Origin of the sequence: Myxococcus sp. CA023, from assembly GCF_010998615.1 — a bacterium.
GTDB lineage: Bacteria > Myxococcota > Myxococcia > Myxococcales > Myxococcaceae > Myxococcus.
The window spans coordinates 42,137-61,231 of the sequence record NZ_JAAEAH010000009.1 but is presented as its reverse complement, the minus strand read 5'-3'; the positions used below and the strand labels follow the sequence as shown (position 1 = coordinate 61,231).

Below are 19,095 nucleotides of genomic sequence, written 5' to 3'. Positions count from 1 at the left end.
CACCTCGGCCCCGGCTGTGAAACGTTGCGCTCATGAGCAAGGAAGCGCTGACGCTGCGACGCATCGAATCGAGGGATGACGCTGCGGTGGCCGGCATCATCCGAACGGTGATGCCGGAGTTCGGCGCGGACGGCCCTGGCTTCGCCATCCACGACCCCGAGGTGTCAGCGATGAGCGCCGCCTACGCCCGGCCCCGGCACGCCTACTTCGTCGTGGAGCGGGCGGGGCGAGTCATCGGCGGCGGTGGAATCGCCCCACTTGAAGGAGGAGATGCGGGCGTCTGCGAGCTGCGGAAGATGTACTTCCTCCCCGAAGCCCGAGGCCTCGGCCAGGGCGAGCGCCTGCTCCGACGCTGCCTGGAGTTCGCGCGTGAAGCGGGCTTCCAGCGCTGCTACCTGGAGACGCTGGCGGGAATGCAGCAGGCCCAGAAGCTCTACCGCCGCATGGGCTTCGAGCCGCTGTGCGCGCCCATGGGCAGCACGGGCCACTTCGGCTGCGATCACTGGTACGCCCGGGATTTGTCAAAGCCGCTCGACTGACGAAGACGGACGACCCCTCGCTCTGTCAGCGACCCTTCGTACGGCCCAGGGCCTCGTCGCGCCCGCGTTCCCAGGTTTGGGACGGGAGGCAGCACATGACGAGCATCCATCCCGCGGAAGGAACGCGCCATGCCTAGCCGGCGGGCGCCCACGAAGCCCGGCCGCGTCGTGGAACCACCTCCCCAGCCGGACAAGAAGCCCTTCGACATCGACGAGGTGCTCGGCCGCATCCGAGAGGCGGTGCGCCACTTCGCGGACGCGGCGATGTTCGCGCTCGCGGCCCGAGGACATGACACGCTCTTCGAGCAGCTCGCCGCCTGCATCCTCTCCATCCGCACACGCGACGAGGTGAGTCTGCCTGTCTCGCTCGCCCTGCTCCAGCGCGCCTCCACGCCGGAGGCCCTGGCGCGCATGTCGCCGGAAGACATCGACGCCCTCATCCAGCCCGTCACCTTCCATGAAGCGAAGGCCTGGCAGCTTCACGCCATCGCCACGCGGACGCGGGATGAATTCGGAGGCGCGCTGCCGTGTGACGCCCAGGTGCTCCAGTCCTTCAAGGGCGTGGGCCCCAAATGCGCGCACCTGGCGCTGGGTATCGCCTGCGGACACGAAGCCATCAGCGTGGACATCCACGTCCATCGGGTGACGAACCGCTGGGGCTATGTGCAGGCGCGCACGCCGGAGGCCACCATGGAGGCGCTGGAGGCCGTGCTCCCGCGCGCCTGGTGGGTGGAGCTCAACCGGTTGCTGGTGCCCTTCGGCAAGCACGTCTGCACGGGCACGCGGCCGAAGTGCTCCACGTGCCCGGTGCTGAGTTTCTGCCGGCAGGTCGGCGTGAGGGACGCGCGCTGACGCTACCGGTCCTGCCCCACCCCCGTGGACTGGTACGGCGCGAAGGAGAAGGCCTCCGGCCCCGGCGGCACCGTGAAGGGCCCGTGCATCTCATGTCGCGCACGCTCCACGCCGCCTGAGAAGCCCAGCGCCTCGGGCTTGGGAACCAGCGCCTCCAGCTCCTGCACTTCATCCATACGGGCAAGCTGGGGATGCCTCCCTCCGCTTGGAATGCCGCGCCTGCTCGCCTGCCTCGGGCCCGACGCATGCTTCCCATTGCCGCGCGACGGCATGCTGGCCACACTGCGCCCGTCCTCAAGCCTCCAGGAGCGCCAGCCATGGTGGATGACACCCGACCGACAGCCCACGAGTTGCTGTCCCTGCCTCGACTCGCTCCGCTCGTGCCCATGCTGTACGTGGCCTGGACGGACGGGGAGCTCACGCCGGAGGAGATTCGCGCCATGGGCTCCGCCGCCCGCGCGCAGCCCTGGCTGGACCTGCGCGCCAACACGGTGCTGGCGCGCTGGCTGGACCCGCTGGTGCCGCCCAGCCCCGGTGAGCTGGCCCAGGTGCGCGAGCACATCCGCCGCACCGCGGAGCGCCTGTCCCACAGCGAACACAACAACCTCGCCGAGCTGGGCGCGCGGCTCGCCCAGGTGGGCAACGGCGACGAGGGCCTTCCCGCGCCCATGCCGGAGCTGACGCGCGCGCTGGCGCAGCTGGAGGCGTCCCTGGGCGTCTCCGGCAGCGAGGCCGTCCGCTCGCTCGTCCCCGCCGCTTCCCCCAGCCGCGCCGAACAGGGCACGCCCACGTCCTTCGACCCGGAGGCGCTGCGTGCCGTGCTGGACCGGACCTATCCGGAGACGCGCGCCCAGGTGCGCCAGTGGCTGGCGGACCCGGCCTACCGCTACACGGACACGCGCGACACGGCGAAGTACCGGGACCAGGTGCTCGCCTGGCTCAAGGCCATGGCCGACCAGGGACTGGGGCGCATCGCCTTCCCCGCGGGCAATGAGACGAGCGCGGACCTGGGCGCCTTCGTGACCGCCTTCGAGACGCTGGCCTATTTCGACCTGAGCCTCGTCATCAAGGCCGGCGTCCACTTCGGCCTCTTCGGCGCCAGCATCCTCTTCCTCGGCACCGAGAAGCACCACCGGAAGTACCTGCCCCAGGTGGCCTCGCTGGAGCTGCCCGGCTGCTTCGCCATGAGCGAGCTGGGCCACGGCTCCAACGTCCGGGACGTGGAGACGGTGGCCCGCTACGACGCGGAGGCCGGCGAGTTCGTGGTGCACACGCCGACGGAGACGGCGCGCAAGGAGTGGATTGGCAACGCCGCGCGGCACGGGCGCATCGCCACCGTGTTCGCGCAACTCGAGGTCGGCGGCCGGGCGCTGGGCGTCCACGCGCTGCTGGTGCCACTGCGCGACCCGGCCGGGAAGGTGCTGCCCGGGATTCGCATCGAGGACTGCGGTGAGAAGATGGGCCTCAACGGCGTGGACAACGGTCGCATCTCGTTCGAGCACGTCCGCGTCCCACGGGAGAACCTGCTGGACCGCTTCGGACAGGTGAACGCGCAGGGCGAATACACCAGCGCCATCACCGGCGACTCCAAGCGCTTCTTCACCATGCTGGGCACGCTGGTGGCGGGCCGGGTGAGCGTAGCCGCCGCGGCGCTGAGCGCGGCCAAGAGCGGGCTCACCATCGCCGTGCGCTACGGCGACCTGCGGCGCCAGTTCGGCCCCGCGGGCGACAAGGAGTTCCGCCTGCTGGACCACCAGGCCCACCAGCGGCGCCTGCTCCAGCCCCTGGCCAAGACGTACGCCATGGACTTCGCGCTGGAATACCTCGTCGAGCGCTACGTGAAGCGCACCGAGGAGGACGCGCGCGAGGTGGAGTCGCTGGCGGCCGGCCTCAAGGCCTACAGCACATGGCACACCACCGCCGTCCTCCAGGAGGCGCGCGAGGCGTGCGGCGGCCAGGGCTACCTCGAAGCCAACCGGCTGGCGGCGCTCAAGGCGGACACGGACGTGTTCACCACCTTCGAGGGCGACAACACGGTGCTGATGCAACTGGTCGCCAAGGGCCTGCTCACCGGCTACCGGCAGCGCTTCGAGGACGACCGCGTCTTCGCCGTGCTGAAGCTGCTGGCGGACCGGGCCACCGCCGTGGTGGACCGCAACCCCTTCGCCGCGCGGCGCACCGACAGCGACCACCTGCGTGACAACGACTACCACCTGCGCGCACTGCGCTTCCGCGAGGAGGAGCTGCTGGCCACCGTGTCCAAGCGCATCCGCAAGCGGCTGAGCGCGGGCGTGGAGGCCTTCGAGGCCTTCAACCAGGTCCAGGTCCACCTGCTGGAGCTGGCGCACGCCCACGTGGAGCGGCTGGTGCTGGAGCAGTTCCTCAAGGGCGTGGCGGACGTGAAGGACCCCGGTTTGAAGACGGTGCTGGGACGCCTGTGCGACCTCTACGGCCTGTCCTGCCTGGAGTCCGCCAACGGCTGGTTCCAGGAGCACGGGTGGCTGGAGGGCGCCAAGGTGAAGGCCATCCGCAAGGAGGTGACGCGGCTGTGCGCCGAGCTCCGCCCGGACGCGGTGGCGCTGGTGAACGCGTTTGGAGTACCGGACACCTGCCTCGCCGCGCCCATTGGATTGGGTCACCTGTCGCCATGAGGTGAAGTTCGACATCCGCCACCTGGTGGCGGACGGAGACCTGGTGCTCGCGCACTGGAAGGCCACCACACCGGCCCCCCAGCCCCTCTTGCGGCAAGGGCACTCCCTGTTCCGGCTGCGCGACGGCAAGGTGGTGCCGCCCACGCTGTAGCCCTCGGCTCAGCCGCCGGGCGCGCGGAACACCGCGCCGTCCTGGCCTTCCACCACCAGGCTGGCGGCATCCGACGGCGACACCCGGAGCGCCACGCGAGGCAGCCCCTTGCGGTCCCTCAGCACCAGACCGGGCGAGCCATGCTCGTCCGCACCCAGGATGGCCCGGGGCCGTCCGTCCGCGTCCGACAGCTCCAGCCGCGACGAGCCATCCACCTGAAGGCCCACCGCGAACAACTCCCCGCCGCCGGGCGTGGACAGCGTCAGGCGCGGCGCCTCGTCGGAGTACACCATCAGCTCCGCCAGGGACTGGCCCTCGGCGGTGGAGAAGCGCAGCCGGGGCGAGCCGTCCTCGCCCACGCCCAGGAGCGCCCGGGGCCGGCCCTCGCCGTCGCGCAGCACCAGGCCCGCGTTGCCCTGGTCATCGGTATCCAGCGTGGCCCGCGTCTGTCCGCGCGCGTCCGTGAGCACCAGCCGGGAGGCCACCAGCGTGCCGGAGGACAGGTCCTCGCCCCGGAGCGCCGCCGCGCCCAGCCCCAGTCCCGCCAACGCGAGCGCGGTGAACGTCAGTCCCTGCCACCGCCGGCAACTGCGCTCCAGCCGCGCCATCCGTGCTTCGAGCGAATCCGAATCCATTCGAGCGCCTCCTCGCGAAGAGAAGCTAACGGAAGCGGGCCCGGTGCGCGCGCCCGACTGTCCAGCAGTGACGACCTGCCCACCCCCACCGTGGTCGCCGCGCCGCCGCTGACCTATTTGCGCATCCACCACTACCAGGAAGGCCCCATGACTTCACGACTCCGGCTGCTGCCGCTGCTGGCCCTGCTCTCGCTGACAACCTGCGTGCGCAACCCCGCCACCGGCAAGCGCATGCTGTCGCTCGTCTCCGAGAACGACGAGATTGCCCTGGGCAAGCAGAGCGCGGAGGAGGTGCGCGGGTCCATTGGCCTCATCCAGGAACCCAAGGTCCAGGAATACGTCGCCCGGGTGGGCCTGCCCATGGCGAAGGCCTCCGAAAGGCCAGAGCTGCCCTGGACGGTCCAGGCCGTGGATGACCCGGTGGTGAACGCCTTCGCCCTCCCCGGAGGGCCCGTGTTCGTGACGCGGGGCCTGCTGACCGCGATGAACTCCGAGGCGGAGCTGGCCTCCGTGTTGGGGCACGAAATCGCCCACATCACCGCACGGCACTCCGTGGAGCAGTTGTCCCAGGCGCAGCTCGCCCAGGCCGGCCTGCTGCTGGGCAGCGTGCTCAGCGAGGACGTGGCCCGCTTCGGGGGCCTGGCCGCCGCCGGCCTCCAGTTGCTGTTCCTCAAGTACGGCCGCGACGACGAGCGCCAGGCGGACGAACTGGGCTTCAAGTACATGCTGAACGGCGGCTACGACGTGCGCCAGGCGGCCAACGTCTTCGCCACCCTGGACCGCGTGGGCAAGGCCGCGGGCGGACAGAGCCTCCCCTCGTGGCTGTCCACCCACCCCGACCCGGGCGACCGCGTGAAGACCGCGCAGGAGCGCGCCGCGAAGGCCCACGTGGACTTCAACCAGCTCAAGGATGGCCGGGAGGAATACCTCGCCATGCTCCAGGGCATGCCCTACGGCGACGACCCGCGACAGGGCTTCTTCCGGGGCAACGTCTTCATGCACCCGGGCCTGCGCTTCCAGCTCACCTTCCCCCAGGGCTGGAAGACGGCGAACCAGCCGCAGCAGGTGGCGGGCGTCAGCCCGCAGGAGGACGCCATCGTCGGGCTGGTGCCCACCGGCAAGATCGCCCCGCAGGAGGCGATGCGGCGCTTCCTCGCGCAGGAGGGCATCCAGCCGGTGAGCGCGGCGCCCACGGGCTTCCCGCCGGGCGCCGCGTTCTTCCAGGCGCAGACGGAGCAGGGCGTCATCGCCGGCGTCACGGCCTTCGTGTCCCAGGGCGGCACCACGCTCCAGCTCCTGGGCTACACCGGCGCGCAGCAGCTTCCCGCCTACGAGGACGCCTTCCGCGCCACCTTCTCCAGCTTCGGAGAGCTGACGGATGCGTCGGCGCTGGCCGTCCAGCCCGCACGGATTGAACTGGCGAAGGTGACGTCACCCATGACGTTGCAGCAGTTCAACGAGCAGCACCCGTCCACCATCCCCGTGGAGGAGCTGTCCATCATCAACGGCGTGCAGCCCGGGGACACGCTCCCCGCGGGCCGCACGGTGAAACGAGTGACGGGCGGGGTGCGGTCCACGCCCTGAGCCGTGCTCCGGCAGGGTGCGCCGGAGCACGGTGCGTCTCTCAGTATTCGATGTCGCTGTCGCCACGCTCCGACGCGCAGCCCGTCCCCAGAACCCCATCAACGCAGACACGACAGCAACAGAACGACAAAACGTGTTCCCCTCCGAAGCCTTTCATTCCGTTCCGCAACGAGGCGGGGGCACTGACGTCGAACGGAATCGAACATTCACATTGGATTATCCGAAACCCGATTTTCCCCGGAAGACACGCGGCGCATCATGCACGGTATGAGCTTCCACGAACGCGAGCGGTTGGCGACGGCCTACGCGGCGACGCGCTACGTCATCCGGCCCCATCCCAGCACGGGTGGTGTCGAGCAAATCCTGCGGGCGGGCGCCTTGCACCCGGCGCTGGACGCAACGCTTGCGGCGCGCGGCCACCGCGAGTGGGCCTTCCTGACGGCGTGGAATCCCGGCTCGCAGTGGCGGAGCGACGAGGAGAACCGCCGCGCGCAGGCGCGGATGGTCGCGCAGCTCGTCGCCGGGGGTTGGGGGGCCGCCCCCGCGCTGGGCGAGGCAGATGACGGCAGTTGGTGCGAGCAGAGCCTCTTCGTCCCCGGGCTTCCCCGCGAGGAGGCCGGACGCTTCGGCCGCGCCTACGGACAGGTCGCCGTGCTCGTGGGACGCACGGGAGGCCAGGCGGAGCTGCTGTTCTGCGAGGAAGCCCGCTCCCCCGCCCCGTGAAGCACGCGGACCGGGTGCCCCCGCGCCGCCCGTGAGGACCGGGGCGCGGGGCGACGCCCACGCTCAGGGAATGGGGCCTCGAGGCTGCCCCGCCGCCGGCACGGAGCCGCTGGCACCCTGGGCGGCGTCACCCGGGTTCTCCGGGATGACTTCCAGCTCGCGGACATTGACGACCCTGCGCGCCAGCTCGTCGAACTCGACCTCCAGGATGCGGCCGGGTTGGTCCGCGAGGCCGAAGCGGATGCGCCAGAAGTTGGGGCGGATCTCCACCGCCTCCCCGGCCTCGGCCAGCACCAGTGAGTTGTTGCGGGCGTATTCCTCGCCGGCCTGCACCACGTCCCGAGCACCCAGCTCCGTCTGCACGGCGGCCGAGCTGGGAGGGACAGGGGGGCGGCCGGTGGGCCCCGTCGCGCAGGCCATGGAGGCCAGAATGGCGCCGGGCAAGAGGAACCGGGGGACGATGCGAAATCGGATCGGCGTCATATGCCCATGGTGAGCACGCCGCGTGCCACCTGCAGGCAGGGAAGCCGGAAACGTCCAGTGCTGGACCTGCGTCCGGCGCGGCGCCCGTGTGGCACCCCGCCGGGGAGCACCCCGCCCCGGCATGCGTCCGGGGCGGGAAGGGCCCTACTTCGCCGGAGCGGGCGTCGGGGCGATGGCGCGCTGCTTCTCCACCACCTCGTCGATGAGGCCGTACTGCCGCGCGTCCTCGGCGCTCATGAAGTAGTCGCGCTCGGTGTCCTTCTCGATGCGCTCGATGGTGTGCCCCGTGTGCTTCACAATGAGGCCGTTGATGTAGCTGCGCAGGCGGAGGATTTCCTTGGCCTGGATGTCGATGTCCGTGGCCTGGCCCTGCGCGCCGCCCAGCGGCTGGTGAATCATGATGCGGCTGTTGGGCAGGGCGTAGCGCTTGCCCTTCGCCCCCGCCAGCAGCAGCAGCGCGCCCATGGAGGCCGCCTGCCCCACACAGATGGTGGACACCGGACACTTCACGTACTGCATGGTGTCGTAGATGGCGAGGCCCGCCGTCACGGAGCCACCCGGCGAGTTGATGTAGAGGTTGATGCCCTTGTCCGGGTCCTCCGACTCCAGGAAGAGGAGCTGGGCAACAATGATGTTGGCCACGTCGTCATTGACAGGCGTGCCCAGCATGATGATGCGGTCCTTGAGGAGCCGGCTGTACAGGTCGTACGCCCGCTCGCCGCGGTGCGTGGTCTCGATGACGAAGGGGACGTTCATGACGCCCCTACCCTAATCGCCCTTCCGCCGCCGCGCCCGTCCCTTCTTCCCGGAGCGTACGCTGCCCCACGCTTCGACGCCGGGGCCCCCTGCTCCCCGGGGGGCCTACCCCTTGTGGCCCGTCATGTCCTCCGGGCGGACCCACTGGTCGAACTGCTCGGGTGTGACGAGCCCCAGCGCCACGGCCGTCTCCTTGAGCGTCGTGCCGTCCCTGTGGGCCGTCTTGGCGATTTTCGCCGCGTTGTCGTAGCCGATGTGGGGGTTGAGCGCCGTGACGAGCATCAGGCTGCGCTCCAGGTTCTCCTGGATACGGGGCCGGTTGGGCTCGATGCCCACCGCGCAGTGCAAGCGGAAGCTGCGCATGCCGTCCGCCAGCAACCGGCAGCTCTGGAGCAGGTTGTGGGCGATGAGGGGCTTGAAGACGTTGAGCTGGAAGTTGCCGGACGCCCCGCCCACGGTGACGGCGACGTCGTTGCCCATTACCTGGGCGCACAGCATGGTGAGCGCCTCGCTCTGGGTGGGATTCACCTTGCCCGGCATGATGGAGCTGCCCGGCTCGTTCTCCGGGATGGTGATTTCCGCCAGCCCCGAGCGCGGCCCCGAGGACAGCCAGCGCACGTCGTTGGCCACCTTGAAGAGCACCGCCGCCAGCCCCTTCAGCGCCCCGTGCGCCTGCACCAGCGCGTCGTTGGCGGCCAGCGCCTCGAACTTGTTGGGCGCGGTGACGAAGGGGTGGCCGGTGAGCTGGGCCAGCTCCTTCGCCACCCGCTCGGCATAGCCCTTGGGGGCGTTGAGGCCGGTGCCCACCGCCGTGCCGCCCAGGGCCAGCTCCAGGAGGTGCGGCAGGGTGCGCTCCAGGTGGCCCTGCGCGTGGTCCAGCTGCGCCACGAAGCCGCCGACCTCCTGCCCCAGCGTCAGGGGCGTGGCGTCCTGCAGGTGGGTGCGGCCCACCTTCACCACGTCATGGAAGGCGCGAGCCTTCTGCGCGAGCACGTCGCGCAGCGCCTTCAGCTCCGGCAGCACGTGCTCGGTGATGGCGGCCACGGCGGCCACGCTCATCGCGGTGGGGAAGACGTCGTTGGAGCTCTGCCCCTTGTTGACGTCATCGTTGGGGTGGACCTTGCGGCCCTCGCCGCGCTCGCCGCCCAGCAGCTCCGAGGCGCGGTTGGCGAGCACCTCGTTCGTGTTCATGTTCGTCTGCGTCCCGCTGCCAGTCTGCCAGACGCTCAAGGGGAACTCCGCGTCGTGCTGACCCGCCAGCACCTCGTCCGCGGCCCGGATGATGGCCTCGCCCTTCTCCTTCGCCAGCGAGCCGTTCTCCACGTTCACCCGCGCGGCGGCCTTCTTCACCAGCACCAGGGCGCGGATGAGGGCCAGCGGCATGCGCTCGGTGGAGATGGCGAAGTTCTGGAGGCTGCGCTGCGTCTGCGCGCCCCACAGCCGGTCGGCGGGGACGTCGATGGGACCGAAAGTGTCTTTCTCGGTACGGACGTTCTTCGTGCTCACGCGCGGGGCTCCTCGGAAAGAAAGGTGGGCCCCATCGAATAACAGGCCGGAGCCTTCAGGCAGGGCTCCGGCGTGAGTTTCTTCGTTGGACGCTGAGCACTACACCCGGCGCTCGACGCGGGGCGTGCTCTCCGAATTGCCCAGGCCGGACAGCCAGTTGTACGTGCGCCGCAGGGGCGCGGTGCCCGTCGCCGACGGCGGCGTGAAGGCCCACAGCAGCAGGTACACCATCAGCGCGGTGCCCCCGGATACCGCCAGCGCCACCACGAAGCCCACGCGAATCAGCGCCGCGTCCACGCCCAGCTCCCGTCCCAGCGCCGCGCACACCCCGGTCAGCAGCCGCCCATCCACGCCCCGGTGCATCGGCTCCGTGCGCGCGCCGCAGCGCGGGCACCTTCGGACCTCCAGGCTCACTTCCTCGGTGCAGGTGGCGCAGCGTCTCTTGGCGTCCATCACATCTCCCTTCTGGGGCCGCTCCCACTTGGCGTCCGTGGCCCTCATTCCTACCTACGCGCCTTGGCGCCCCCCATTGCATACGCCCTGGGGGCGACTCGTTGATTTACAGATTTAACACGCCGGCTGTTGACACAGTTACAGGCAAGCAGGCAAAGATTCACTCCGCACTTCCTTTTTGCCCTCGCAGGACTCATTTTCCGAGCCGTCCCAGAAGATTTACAACGCACCTAGCCAAAGGAGCTCAGATGTCGGACCAAGCCCCCTCTGTGAAACCCCCGGCGTTCGGACCGGGAGTGGTGGTGAAGGGGACCTGGCACCCCGACTACGCCGAGGTCCTCACGCCCGAGGCCCTGGAATTCGTGGCGAAACTGGCCCGCAACTTCGGCGAGCGCCGGCTGGCCCTGCTGGAGCGCCGCAAGACGGTGCAGGCGGCCTGGAGCAAGGGAGAGCGGCCCCACTTCCTGCCGGAGACGAAGGCCATCCGGGAGGGCGACTGGACGGTGGCTCCCCTGCCCGCCGACCTTCAGGACCGCCGCGTGGAGATCACCGGCCCGGTGGACCGGAAGATGGTCATCAACGCGCTGAACTCCGGGGCGAATGTCTTCATGGCGGACTTCGAGGACGCCAACAGCCCCACCTGGGACAACGTGGTGCGCGGGCAAATCAACCTGCGCGACGCCGTGCGCGGCACCATCTCCTTCACGGCGGAGAACGGGAAGCACTACGCCCTCAACCCGAAGCGCGCCGTGCTCTTCGTGCGCCCCCGCGGCTGGCACCTGCCGGAGCGGCACATCGAAATCGACGGCAAGCCCATCTCCGGCTCGCTGCTCGACTTCGGACTCTTCTTCTTCCACAACGCCCGTGAGCAGCTGGCGCGCGGCACCGGCCCCTACTTCTACCTGCCGAAGATGCAGAGCCACCTGGAGGCCCGGCTGTGGAACGACGTGTTCCACCTGGCCCAGGCGGAGCTGGGCATCCCGCGCGGCACCATCAAGGCCACCGTCCTCATCGAGACGCTGCCCGCCGCGTTCGAGATGGACGAAATCCTCTACGAGCTGCGCGAGCACTCCGCCGGCCTCAACTGCGGCCGCTGGGACTACATCTTCAGCTTCATCAAGACGCTCCAGTCGGACACCCGCGTGGTGCTGCCCGACCGCGGCCAGGTGACGATGGACAAGGCGTTCCTCAACGCATACTCGCAGCTGCTCATCCAGACCTGCCACCGCCGCAACGTGCACGCCATGGGCGGCATGGCGGCCTTCATCCCCATCAAGGGGGACGCGGCGGCCAACGACGCCGTCATGGACAAGGTCCGCGCGGACAAGCTGCGCGAGGTGAAGAACGGCCACGACGGGACGTGGGTGGCGCACCCCGGCCTCATTGAAATCGCGCGCGACATCTTCGACTCGCACATGAAGGGCCCCAACCAGCTCTCCAACAAGCGCGAGGACGTGAAGATTGGCGAGGCGGAGCTGCTCAAGGTGCCATCCGGTACGCGCACCGAGGAAGGCCTTCGCCACAACATCCGCGTGGGCATCCAGTACACCGCCGCGTGGCTGGGCGGCCTGGGCTGCGTGCCGCTCTACAACCTGATGGAGGACGCGGCCACCGCCGAAATCTCACGCGCCCAGGTGTGGCAGTGGATCCACCACGGCGCCTCGCTGGAGGACGGCCGCAAGGTGACGCCTGGACTCTTCCGCGACGCGCTGGGCGAGGAGATGGGCCGCCTCGAGAAGGAAGGCGCCAAGGAGCGCTACGGCGCCGCCCACCTGGAGCGCGCGCGCGTGCTCTTCGAGCAGCTCTCCACCGCCGGCACCTTCGAGGACTTCCTCACCCTGCCGGCCTACGACGCCCTGGAAGCCCAACGCTGAACCCTTCGCACTTTCGCAGCAGCAACCCACCACTTTTACCGTAGCGAGGAGCCCACGATGTACGACGCCACGCCGACGACCGCCGATGCTTCCCCTCACGCCAAGCTCCACGGACAGCGTTTCGAGGGCATCAAGCGCAACTACACCCCGAAGGACGTGGAGAAGCTCCGCGGCTCCATCACCGTCAGCCACACGCTGGCGGAGCTGGGCGCCAAGAAGCTCTGGGAGCTGCTCCACACCGAGGACTACATCAACGCGCTTGGCTCGCTCACGGGCAACCAGGCGGTGCAGATGGTGCGCGCGGGCCTGAAGGCCATCTATCTGTCCGGCTGGCAGGTCGCGGCGGACGCGAACTCCGCGGGGCAGATGTACCCGGACCAGAGCCTCTACCCGGTGGACAGCGTCCCCACCGTGGTGCGGAAAATCAACAACGCCCTGCGCCGCGCGGACCAGATTGACCACGCGGAGGGCCGCAAGGACCGCTACTGGTTCGCGCCCATCATCGCCGACGCCGAGGCCGGCTTCGGCGGTCCGCTCAACGCCTTCGAGCTGATGAAGGGCATGATTGAAGCGGGCGCCGCCGGCGTGCACTTCGAGGACCAGCTGGCCAGCGAGAAGAAGTGCGGCCACATGGGCGGCAAGGTGCTGGTGCCCACCAGCCACTTCATCCGCACCCTCAACGCGGCCCGGCTCGCGGCGGACGTCATGGGCGTGCCCACCCTGCTGGTGGCCCGCACGGACGCGGACAGCGCCAAGCTGCTGATGAGCGACGCGGACGAGTACGACCACGCCTTCATCGACAAGAAGTCCGGCCGCACCGGCGAAGGTTTCTACCGCATCAACGGCGGCCTGGACTGCGCCATTGCCCGCGGCCTGGCGTACGCGCCGTACGCGGACCTGGTGTGGTGCGAGACGAGCACCCCGGACCTGGCGCAGGCGAAGAAGTTCGCCGAGAGCATCCGCGCGAAGTACCCGAACAAGCTGCTGGCCTACAACTGCTCGCCGTCCTTCAACTGGAAGAAGAACCTGGACGACGCCACCATCGCCAAGTTCCAGCGCGAGCTGGGCGCCATGGGCTACAAGTTCCAGTTCGTCACCCTGGCCGGCTTCCACGCGCTCAACTTCGGGATGTACGAGCTGGCGCGGAAGTACAAGGACCGCGGCATGGCGGCCTACAGCGAGCTGCAGCAGGCCGAGTTCGCGGCGGAGAAGGACGGCTACACCGCCACGCGTCATCAGCGCGAGGTGGGCACCGGCTACTTCGACCAGGTGGCCGAGGTCATCTCCGGCGGCAACGCCAGCACGCTCGCCCTGACGGAGTCCACCGAGGCCCACCAGTTCTAGGCAACGGCGCCTCCTGAAGTCCCAAGAAGGCCGCGGCTGACGGGGAGCACGCCCGTAAGTCCGCGGCCTTCGGGCGTTTTCGGCCTTTCGCGCAACTTCCCCGGCGGCCGGGCGATAATGGGGATTCGAGAGGTCCGACACGTGCGTGGTGCGCGTCCCGGGCCGAGACGGAGGCGCCATGACCCGCATCAACTCCTTCACCGGTCCGATGATTCAGCCCGCCACCACGCAGGCGCAGACCCGCGCCGCGAGCACGAGCTTTGGCGCGCTGGTGAACCCGATGGCCCCGGCCAACCGGCCTGGGGACCCGACGATGGTGTCGGGGGGCGCGGTGGTTGCCTCGGCGCTCGCCTCGGTGGGCAGCTCGCCGAACAACGGCATCCTGAACTCCTACCTCTCCGCCGTGGGCCGCGGGCCCATCTCCGAGGACGGCACGCGGGCGGCGACCCAGGCCCCTGCGGGCTCGGAGCAGGCGCAGCAGGAGCAGGTCATCATGGAGCTGGCGGAGATGTCCGCCGCCACGCTGTCCAACTCCATCCTGCACATGGGCAACAAGGGCAAGGTCGACCTCGAGCGGGAGTAAGGCTCACCCCTTCTTCTCGTCGCTCTCCGCGTTGTAGGCGTCGCGCTGGCCTCGTTGCAGCTCGGGGTCCATGTCTCCCAAATGGAGACGCCCACCGTCCGCGAGCAGGGAGCGGGCAGGCGGGCGGGCCCGTGCTGGCTCAGTTGAGGTACTTGGGCCGGGGCGGCTCGGCGGGCTGCTGCTTCATCATCTCCAGGCCCTGCCGGGTGAGGACGAAGCGGACGACGCCGGAGCCCCGCTCGGTCTCGATCTCCGCCTCGAAGGCAGGCCCGGCGATGCCGCCGAAGGATACGTCCTTGCGCAGGTTCACCACCCGGCCGCTCACCATGTCCCCGGCCACCTCCTTGGCACCGTCACCGCGCTGGTGCAGCTCGAAGGCAGCCTGGTGCAGCGTCATCGCCAGCGAGGGCGACAGCGGCTGGTTGCTGAAGAGGACGGAGATGAGCAGCCAGTAGGGAGGTGCCTGGTCGGTGGACATCGCGCCCCCATCCTAAGCGCCTGGCGGAGCGGAGGCCCGTGGAAGTGACGGCCCGCGCGCGAGTGCCTAGCGGGTAGGCAGCTCACGGAAGGTGATTCCCTCCAGCTCCAAGCGCTGAACTGCCTCCTTGAATCGCTCCGTGCCCACCATCACGGTCGCGAAGTTGCCCACGCGGAAGACGTCGCGGTCCGTGGGCAGCGAGGCGGCGTCGAGGATGGGGTCGTCTGGCAGCGTGAGTTTGAACCGGCCACAGGTGTCACACGGAGGAGGCAGATCCGGCGGATAGCAGTCCGGGTGCAGTTGTCCTCGAGGTTCGAGCTGAAGCTCCAAGAGCTCCGGCGGGTCCTTCTGCCGAAAGCGCAGCTCCGTCTTGCAGCCCACGAGGCCGCGCACACCTTCCACCTGGAGCCGTTCCAGCGCTTCCCGGCGAACCACCAGCAGCATGCTCCCCTGCGTTTCGAAGTCGGCGAATCGTCCCGAGGCAGTTCCAACCAGCGGGCCGAACAATGTCCCTGGAGGCAGCAACGCGCTTGGCGGAGCCAAGGGGCGGACCAACTCACGCAGCCTCGCGAACTCCTCGAATGGCTCGGGCCGGGCCTTCAGGAATTCGCTCTGCGCAGGCAGGTTCGACAAATCCACAGCGGGGTACTGATGGCCCGAGGAGGCCCAGGTCACCCCACAGCCAGGGCACCCCGCCAGCCCAGGCAGTCCCCACTTGTGCGCGGCGTTGAAGCTCCCGTTGATTCGGGGCCACATCGCGCTGTCCTGGGAGAGTTCAAACACACGAAGGGTCATGTTCCTGGCCTGGAATAGTACGGGCGAATCGGCCCACCAAGCAGCTCGAAGCGGTAGATCAACTCTCCGGCGTGTTTGAAAATCTCTTCAGGACTCGCCCCACCGTTACGCCTCATGTACCCACGCCAGGCTTCGTTCCAGGCACCACCGGCTCCCGCACCACCGTGAATGCGTCGATGGAGCTCTCGCGGTATCGGCATCGTGTAGTCGTGAATCTTGACGCCCCGCTGCGTGAACCATTGGGCGAGTTCTGGTGCCTGGGGAAAGATGTGGTGCTTCTCCCAGCGTCCGGGCGGCAGCTGATGTGACGGCGGAATGACTCGCCCAGGCGCACCACCCCAGTTGGGGAACACCATGACAGCGCCCCGAGGCAACTGCTGCCCGAGGCCCCAGTTTCGCCGGGGACCTCGGCCAGGCGCCGCGGCAGCCACGGGTGGACGGGCGGGCGGAAAGCGCGCCAGCTCCACCTCCCCCGGCAGGTCCGCGCAACGGTAGAAGCCACACGCGTCGCCCAGACACAGCAAGGACACACACTGGTCCTCGTGCGGAGTCCAGCACTCCAGTTCCGCGTCATCCCAGGCCTGCTGCATGGGCGGCTTGACCGAGGTGGAACACCCCAGCCAAAGCACGGCGAGCACCATAAGCATTCTGAGCAGACAGGTTCGCATTCCGCGAATCCTAGACTTCAGGTCTGTCTTGCCCGTTCCGCGCTGCCCTTACCCCGCACGCGGGCGGCGGCGTGAGGCAATGCCCTCGGCGAGCGCGACCTGCTGCTTCCAGTGCCCATACAGGCGCCCCTGTGAGGCCAGCCGGTCCAGCTTGCGCTGTGTCGCCTCATCCACCGACCCGGGCGGCGCATCACGGAAGGGCGTCCCCGGCAGCGGCATGAATGTATGCCCATGCACGCGCGCGCCCAGGCCCGCCAACTTCTCCATCAGCGCCACCGTGGCATCCACGTCCGCGGGCTCCTCGCCGGGCAGCCCGAGGATGAAGTCCACGTTGGGCACGAAGCCACACTCCACCGCGATGCGGGTGGCGCGCACCACCGTCTCCACGTCGTGCCCCCGGCGGGTGCTCTGGAGGATGCGCTCGGAGCCGGACTGGCCGCCGATGATGAGGTTGTCGTTGTGGACGTAGCGCTTGAGCAGCGCCAGCGCCTCGGGCGTGACGTGCTCGGGGCGGACCTCCGACGGGAAGGTGCCGTAGTAGACGCGCCCATCGGGCGCCATGGCCTCCTTCACCGCGGCGAGCAGCGCCTCCACCGCGTCCAGGTTCACCGACTCGTCTGCGGTTCCGTAGGACATGGAGGTGGGCGTGATGAAGCGGATGTCTCTCCGCCCCGAGCGCCGCAGCTCCCGCGCCCAGTGCGCCACGTTGGCCACGGAGCGGTGGCGGAAGCGCGCCTTGCTCATGAACGGCGTCTGGCAGAAGCGACATGCGTAGATGCAGCCGCGCGTAATCTCGATGGCGCCGTACTGCCCGTTGCGCGCCGCGAAGGGCGGGAAGTCGTCCAGTTGCACGCCCTCCCCCCGGCCGCGCTGCACCAGCTTCCCGTCCTTCAGGTACGCGACGCCGTGCGTCTCACGCGGCTCCTCGCCTCGAAGCACCCGGCCGAGCAAGGCGCGCAGGGAGTACTCACCCTCGCCCACCGCCACCAGGTCGAAGCCCGCCTGAAGCGTCTGGAGCGTCTCCGCCGTGGCGTGCACGCCGCCGGCGATGCACAGCACGTCCCGTCCCTCCAGCCGCTCACGCACCCATGCCAGCTCCGCCGCCGCCGGGGCGAAGCTGGCCGAGTAGAAAGACCACGCCGCCACCACCGTGTCTCCGGCGTCCACGCGCTCGCGAATCGTGTCCAGCAACGTCTCGCGGCTGCGCGGAAAGTGCAGCGTCACGTCCGCCAGCGCCGGGTCTGACTCCACGGCGCCCGCCAGCACGGTGAAGGCGTACTTACCCGGGTACTGGTAGCTCAGGACGAGCGAAACACGGCGAGATGGCTGCATACTGGAAGCGCTTTATGCCACAGGGCCGGCGGCGCAGGCACCGTCGCGCCGCGCGAGCCCTGCGCCAGTCAGGGCGAAGGCACCAGCGAGAGGGCCAGCGTGTTGAATGCAGGGAACTCCATGACGTCCGGAGGCACCCGTCCATCCGGCAAGGCCATGCGCACCACCACCAGGTCCTGCTCTGGCACCACCAGCAGGAGCTGCCCGAAGGAGCCGCGTGCGGAGTAACCACGAGGCGGGCCCTCCACCTGCGTGCGCAGCGGGATGCGGGCGCTCTTCTCCATGAACTCCCTGACGCCGTTTACCCCGCCCAGTCGCTCGGAGAGCACCTGGCCGAAGTCTCCGGAGGGAATCGGCTTGCCCACCACGTCCCGAAGGCGGGACAGCGACGCCTCCGACATGCCGTTGCGACGCGCCTCGTTCACCATGTCCTGACCCAGCACGCGGAACGACTTGTCGTAGACGAGCCACCACAACAAGCCCGCCGCGGGGGCGAAGGCCTGCGAAGACGCGGCGGTGCATTCCTGAATCCAGGCCTCGCTCAGGATGCGCTGGCCCTGCCAGACGCCTCGCTGGAGCATCAACTGGCCCACCTTGGCGAAGTCCACGGGGTGCAGGCGCAGACCGGACATGCCCAGCGGATTGCCGGACGGGTCCTTCTGCCAGAACACATCACGGATGCCGAGCGGCTCGAAGAGGCGCCGCATGAGATAGGCGTCCAGCTTCTCACCCGAGGCACGCTCCACCACGCCCGCCAGCAGGTTGGTGGCCTTGTTGTTGTAGAAGAACTGGCTGCCCGGGATGTCCACCACGTGGGCGTCCAGCGCGTATCGGACGAAGTCTCGCGACTGGTAGATGTCCATCGCGTCGGCATTCGCCGCCAGCCCCGAGGTATGGCTGAGCAGATGCCGCAGGGTGACCTTCCCCTTGATGCCGTCCTTCCACTCCGGGAAGAAGGTGGAGACGGGCGCGTCGGCGGAGGCAATCTTCCCTTCGTCGATGAGCAGGCCGATGGCCAACGCCACCACGCCCTTCGTCGCGGACATGGACTCGATGCGCTGCGTCTCGCCGCCGAAGTACCACTCGCCCACCACCTTGCCGTGACGGAGCACCACCAGCGCCGACGAGCCCGCGTCCTCGGCCGCCTTCACGAAGGCCGCGAGCGCCCGCTCAGACACTCCCGCGTCCGCGGGCGTCGTCGTCTCCAGCCCCGCCCCCACGTTGCCTTCGGCACGGGCCTTCAGCGCGTTCTCCCGGGCCCGCGCCACCAGCGCGTCGTAGCCAGGCATCCGCCGCAGCGGCGCCAGGGACTTGTCGTGCAGCAAGTCGCCCGGTGAGCTCATCCCGCGTTCGACGGCGCGCTCCAGCCAGGTGAACGCCGCGGCATCGTCACCGGTGCCCAGCGAGGCATAGGCGGCGTACCAGGCCACGTCGTCCGTCTGGTGGCCACCGTCCCACAGACGCTGCATCTCCGAGAGCGCGGAGTCGAAGTGCCCCGCCTCCATCGCCATGCCCGCCCGTTGCAGGGCCTCGCGCAACTGGGATTCGGGGTCCACGGGCGCCTGCGCGATAGGAGCCGGAGGCGTGGCGGCCGGTTGCGCGTGGGCACAGGCCAGCAAGGTGCAGAGCGGAAGGAAGAGGTGGTATCGCATGGACGCTCCAAGGGACGTGTTCTGTTCGGACAACGC

General features: G+C 69.3%; 20 protein-coding genes. 9 read left to right on the top strand and 11 right to left on the bottom strand.

Translation table 11 applies throughout. From position 1 onward, the window contains the following. Positions 1-32: 32 nt before the first annotated feature. Together F8M74_RS05765 and nth are read left to right on the top strand one after the other, a co-directional pair. Positions 33-539: a GNAT family N-acetyltransferase gene (locus F8M74_RS05765; protein WP_141252728.1), complete on the top strand. Its 507-nt coding sequence runs from the start codon at positions 33-35 to the stop codon at positions 537-539. A 129-nt stretch (positions 540-668) separates the two neighbouring features. Beyond that, on the top strand, positions 669-1,391 hold the full coding sequence (gene nth, locus F8M74_RS05760) for an endonuclease III (protein ID WP_141252729.1): 723 nt from the start codon (positions 669-671) through the stop codon (positions 1,389-1,391). 2 nt (positions 1,392-1,393) lie between these two features. Here nth and F8M74_RS05755 read toward each other — a convergent pair whose 3' ends face one another. After that, on the bottom strand, positions 1,394-1,567 hold the full coding sequence (locus F8M74_RS05755) for a hypothetical protein (RefSeq protein ID WP_228559468.1): 174 nt from the start codon (positions 1,565-1,567) through the stop codon (positions 1,394-1,396). A 141-nt stretch (positions 1,568-1,708) separates the two neighbouring features. On the opposite strand from F8M74_RS05755, the gene F8M74_RS05750 reads away from it, so the two are divergent. Then, entirely contained in the window at positions 1,709-4,042 is a 2,334-nt protein-coding gene (locus F8M74_RS05750) for an acyl-CoA dehydrogenase (protein ID WP_141252730.1), read from the top strand. A gap of 1 nt (position 4,043) precedes the next feature. Continuing rightward, complete coding sequence (locus F8M74_RS05745; protein WP_228559466.1) at positions 4,044-4,193, top strand: nuclear transport factor 2 family protein; 150 nt, start codon at positions 4,044-4,046, stop codon at positions 4,191-4,193. 8 nt (positions 4,194-4,201) lie between these two features. On the opposite strand, the gene F8M74_RS05740 is transcribed toward F8M74_RS05745, so the two are convergent. Continuing rightward, positions 4,202-4,828, bottom strand: a complete 627-nt coding sequence (locus F8M74_RS05740) for a hypothetical protein (protein ID WP_171410212.1) — start codon at positions 4,826-4,828, stop codon at positions 4,202-4,204. Positions 4,829-4,975: 147 nt separating this feature from the next. On the opposite strand from F8M74_RS05740, the gene F8M74_RS05735 reads away from it, so the two are divergent. Next, positions 4,976-6,412: a M48 family metalloprotease gene (locus F8M74_RS05735; RefSeq protein ID WP_141252732.1), complete on the top strand. Its 1,437-nt coding sequence runs from the start codon at positions 4,976-4,978 to the stop codon at positions 6,410-6,412. A gap of 267 nt (positions 6,413-6,679) precedes the next feature. Then, a complete protein-coding gene (locus F8M74_RS05730; RefSeq protein WP_141252733.1) occupies positions 6,680-7,135 on the top strand; it encodes a DUF3293 domain-containing protein in 456 nt (151 codons plus the stop codon). A gap of 63 nt (positions 7,136-7,198) precedes the next feature. On the opposite strand, the gene F8M74_RS05725 is transcribed toward F8M74_RS05730, so the two are convergent. The 4 genes from F8M74_RS05725 to F8M74_RS05710 form a co-directional block, all read right to left on the bottom strand. Beyond that, positions 7,199-7,618 (bottom strand): hypothetical protein, encoded by a 420-nt coding sequence (locus F8M74_RS05725; protein ID WP_141252734.1) that lies wholly within the window; start codon positions 7,616-7,618, stop codon positions 7,199-7,201. A gap of 144 nt (positions 7,619-7,762) precedes the next feature. Then, on the bottom strand, positions 7,763-8,374 hold the full coding sequence (gene clpP, locus F8M74_RS05720) for an ATP-dependent Clp endopeptidase proteolytic subunit ClpP (RefSeq protein ID WP_090488476.1): 612 nt from the start codon (positions 8,372-8,374) through the stop codon (positions 7,763-7,765). 105 nt (positions 8,375-8,479) lie between these two features. Further along, a complete protein-coding gene (fumC, locus tag F8M74_RS05715) occupies positions 8,480-9,880 on the bottom strand; it encodes a class II fumarate hydratase (protein WP_141252735.1) in 1,401 nt (466 codons plus the stop codon). Positions 9,881-9,979: 99 nt separating this feature from the next. After that, complete coding sequence (locus F8M74_RS05710) at positions 9,980-10,333, bottom strand: PspC domain-containing protein (RefSeq protein WP_228559464.1); 354 nt, start codon at positions 10,331-10,333, stop codon at positions 9,980-9,982. 248 nt (positions 10,334-10,581) lie between these two features. Between F8M74_RS05710 and aceB the strand changes: the two genes are divergently transcribed. From aceB to F8M74_RS05695, 3 genes are all read left to right on the top strand, one after another. Then, positions 10,582-12,207, top strand: a complete 1,626-nt coding sequence (gene aceB / locus F8M74_RS05705) for a malate synthase A (protein WP_141252737.1) — start codon at positions 10,582-10,584, stop codon at positions 12,205-12,207. Between the two features lie 57 nt (positions 12,208-12,264). After that, positions 12,265-13,551 (top strand): isocitrate lyase, encoded by a 1,287-nt coding sequence (gene aceA, locus F8M74_RS05700; protein WP_141252738.1) that lies wholly within the window; start codon positions 12,265-12,267, stop codon positions 13,549-13,551. A 178-nt stretch (positions 13,552-13,729) separates the two neighbouring features. Next, on the top strand, positions 13,730-14,134 hold the full coding sequence (locus F8M74_RS05695) for a hypothetical protein (protein ID WP_171410211.1): 405 nt from the start codon (positions 13,730-13,732) through the stop codon (positions 14,132-14,134). 139 nt (positions 14,135-14,273) lie between these two features. Here F8M74_RS05695 and F8M74_RS05690 read toward each other — a convergent pair whose 3' ends face one another. The 5 genes from F8M74_RS05690 to F8M74_RS05670 form a co-directional block, all read right to left on the bottom strand. Beyond that, complete coding sequence (locus tag F8M74_RS05690) at positions 14,274-14,612, bottom strand: hypothetical protein (RefSeq protein WP_140795389.1); 339 nt, start codon at positions 14,610-14,612, stop codon at positions 14,274-14,276. A gap of 66 nt (positions 14,613-14,678) precedes the next feature. Beyond that, a complete protein-coding gene (locus F8M74_RS05685) occupies positions 14,679-15,407 on the bottom strand; it encodes a double-CXXCG motif protein (RefSeq protein ID WP_141252740.1) in 729 nt (242 codons plus the stop codon). Further along, a complete protein-coding gene (locus tag F8M74_RS05680; RefSeq protein WP_141252741.1) occupies positions 15,404-16,075 on the bottom strand; it encodes a TIGR02269 family lipoprotein in 672 nt (223 codons plus the stop codon). The genes F8M74_RS05685 and F8M74_RS05680 overlap by 4 nt, the downstream gene beginning before the upstream one ends. A 48-nt stretch (positions 16,076-16,123) precedes the next feature. Further along, positions 16,124-17,407 (bottom strand): TIGR04013 family B12-binding domain/radical SAM domain-containing protein, encoded by a 1,284-nt coding sequence (locus tag F8M74_RS05675; protein ID WP_141252742.1) that lies wholly within the window; start codon positions 17,405-17,407, stop codon positions 16,124-16,126. A 68-nt stretch (positions 17,408-17,475) separates the two neighbouring features. Next, on the bottom strand, positions 17,476-19,059 hold the full coding sequence (locus F8M74_RS05670; protein ID WP_141252743.1) for a serine hydrolase: 1,584 nt from the start codon (positions 19,057-19,059) through the stop codon (positions 17,476-17,478). Positions 19,060-19,095: the final 36 nt, after the last annotated feature.